Below are 3,227 nucleotides of genomic sequence, written 5' to 3' on the forward strand. Positions count from 1 at the left end.
GTTGATAAATAGGATAATTGCGATTTATTGCTTGTTATGAAAACATCTAAAAAGAGATTGATCATTATAAAGATTAGCAAAATCCCTTTTAATAGACCGTGTCAGTGTTGTCAGTTCTTTTTAGAGCCTATATTATTTTTTTAAATGAGTAAAAATTAAAAACTTTATATTTCAATAGGTTAGTATTTTAAAAACATAACTCATATCAAGAGTACAATCTTTAAAGATAACCAATGATGTGAGTTGAATAAAACTTATCAGTTATGTGTCAGTAAATTGAACTGACAAAATAGATTATTTTAGTGAGTAATTAACGCGTGTCTTATGAAAAGCGTATGAAAGTAAAAACTGATTACGTTATTAAAATCCCTTTTATGAATTTTATCAGTTCATTTGAATAGATAAACTTATGATTTAGAGAATGATTAAAACGTGCTTTATAAAAAGCATATGATCCTTTAAAGCCTTTCAAAAGAAAGGGATTATAATCATAAGAAATGTTATCAAGACTATTGTGGTTATGAGTTTTGAGGTTTTTGAGTATTTTGAGGGTTCCTTTTGACCCCCTTTATATATTTTTTTAATAAACAACCTATATCAAGATACAACCTATAAACACAACCCACGATATATTTTTGAAGGTATTTTGAGGGTTTGAGAAACCTTCAAAGCCTATAAGTAATATAAGAAAATGAATATACATAACTCTCTTTAAACAAAGCTTTTGAAAACAATAAAGCTATCATTTTAGATTACGGTATAAGCTTTGCAATCCAAAATACAGTGTTTTAAAAGTCAAATGATTTCTTTTTAGAATAACGCATGATAAATTATCCTTTTAAAGATTGTATGTAAGCTATTTATAAAGGGGGTATAGAGCCTATAGGTATAAGACCTTATACCCCTTTGTGAGTTTAGCATGCCAAGTCTATTCAGTTCCTCTTATTTCTAATTTTGGTAGTTTTTTCACGATTTTCATTGTTTCTAAACTTACGCTAATAACCCTTTGAAACAAATCCAATGGATAAGCAGGATTTCCAACGGTTTTAACAGCATAGTGATTGGCATCATTAACAATGCCACTCTTTTTATCTGTCTTTACACATTGATGCCCCATAATCCATTCAAGAGCGGGCTTGCCATTGACGATATACTCATAAGCTTCAAGAGGGATATCTGTTATTATAAATAACAGTGGTTTAATTTTTCTCTTTACCTGCTTTTGCGAATTCCATTTCAGTCACGTAATAAAACTTTTCGGAATTAGGGATATCAGTTAATTTAGGATTACCCTTTTTAAAGGTCACTGGATAAGGCTCTACATCTTCATAATTCACGTGCAAATGATCCAGTTCATGCCCTGTTACAACAGAGCTCCGTTTTCATATGAGGGGGTTAATTCTTATCAAAAGAATCAAAACGAAGCTTATTAAATCCATTTTGAATGAATAGTGAGAAAACTGGAAAAAATGCTAAAAAAGCCGATAATTTTTTCAAAAGGGTTTTTAAAGGTACTTATCCACAGCCCATGGCATAGGATAAGATCAGCAAAGTAGTGAAATTTGCTGTTTATTTTATGGAAAAAAGACAAATGAAGCATGTGCTTTAAAATATCAGAGTGAGTATTTTGATAGGTTTTATGAGTCACTAAAATAGTCTAGTTTGTCAGTTCAATTTACAGACACAAACTGACAAATATATATTATGGATTGTATTTAAGGTTGTATTGTCGATATAGGTTGTATCGTTAAAATGCTAACATATTGAAATATAATGTTTTTAATTTTTTATCATTTAAAAAAATAAAATAGGCTCTAAAAAGAACTGACAACACTGACAGCACTGGACAAAACTCTTCTGTTCAGATCGCTCAGATCATTGTCTTTGGAGAAAAGTTCTTTGATGAAAATGCCATTAAATATAACTTATTAGAAAATCAAGACTTTGTTTGCTCGCCACATTTGGCGAGCAAAGGCAGGAAAAAGAGTTTTGCGTAATTGTCTTGAAAGGCTCTCAAAGAGATTTCTTATTGTTTTCTATGATGGTTTTTGACGACAGGATGTGCTTGATAGCATGATGTCTCGTTTATATGCGTGTTGAGTGGCTTAGAGGGGCTGGAGAGTGAATTTATCTCTAATTATTGATAAATATATTGTAGCATTAAACTGGGGATATTGAAAACTGGGGATATTGATGTATTAACCATTGACGGGCTAAACAGTTTTGTTTAGAGGTTTTTTCATATAAATGTGGGGGAGAGATCTTCAGCAGTTAAAATAAAGCATTTTTGGGTATCACTTTTCTTTGGTTACAGAGGCATGTGCTTTTGTTAAAAGCGTTATAGGGCAGTGGCTGTTTTGAGTGGATTTATTAGCGGTTCCATGAAGTTCTTTTAAAGAGTGCTTCATGAATAATGCAAAGCGGGGGCAATCTGTATTGTTTTGTGTATTTTTACGCCAAAGTTCTCTTTTGAGAATTTTTCGTGCCATTGTTGTTTTCTTTGGCTTGTTTACAGGTGTAAATGTTTATGCGCGCTCCTCAGCTATTTTTCATTCCCCAACCGATAATTTTTCTCGCCAACAATCTGAGAAGCAGCAATTAGAAAGAATTGAGAAATTACGCGCTTTAACGCCTAAAAGGATAAAGACGCCTTCAGAGCAAAATCCAGAAACGCTTTTGGGTGGGAAGCAATGTTTTCCAATTCATGCTGTTGTTGTTGAGGGAGTGCATCATGTCAAAAAGCGCTCTATATCAGCCGTAACAGAGCCTTATGTTGGAAGATGTATCGGTCTTTTTGATATTCAGCTCTTAATCAAGAAGTTAACCAAAGTTTATTTGGATCAAGGCTATGTAACGGCACGTTTTTACATTCCTGATCAAGATATCAAAAACAGCAAGACGCTCAAATTTGTTGTCATTGAGGGGAAGCTTTCAGAGATTTACTATAATGGTTCACCGGCATCTCGTTATAATAATGTTGTGTGGAGTGCTTTTCCTGGGCTTCAAGGTCATGTTCTGAACATGCGCGATATTGAACAGGGGCTTGATCAGATCAACCGTTTGAGTTCAGCACACGCTCAAAGCGAACTTCTTCCAGGGAGTGAAGAAGGGAGCACCATTGTCAATATTAACAATCATCCCGATAAAACGTTCAAGGTTACTGTTTCTCATGACAATATGGGACAATCTTCCACGGGTTATGCGCGTTATAGTGCGGGCTTGAGGGT

Annotated in this window: 1 protein-coding gene and 1 pseudogene; one reads left to right on the plus strand and one right to left on the minus strand. The window is 33.7% G+C overall.

Translation table 11 applies throughout. From position 1 onward, the window contains the following. Positions 1-928: 928 nt before the first annotated feature. Positions 929-1,370: pseudogene (locus tag ACFIL8_RS08575) on the minus strand (type ISP restriction/modification enzyme); the annotation flags it as partial. A gap of 1,036 nt (positions 1,371-2,406) precedes the next feature. Here ACFIL8_RS08575 and ACFIL8_RS08580 point away from each other — a divergent pair. Next, the coding region (locus ACFIL8_RS08580; RefSeq protein WP_375689449.1) for a POTRA domain-containing protein at positions 2,407-3,227 on the plus strand (821 nt) is incomplete at its 3' end.

It is taken from the genome of Bartonella sp. AP57NXGY (assembly GCF_042195805.1).
Taxonomy (GTDB): domain Bacteria; phylum Pseudomonadota; class Alphaproteobacteria; order Rhizobiales; family Rhizobiaceae; genus Bartonella.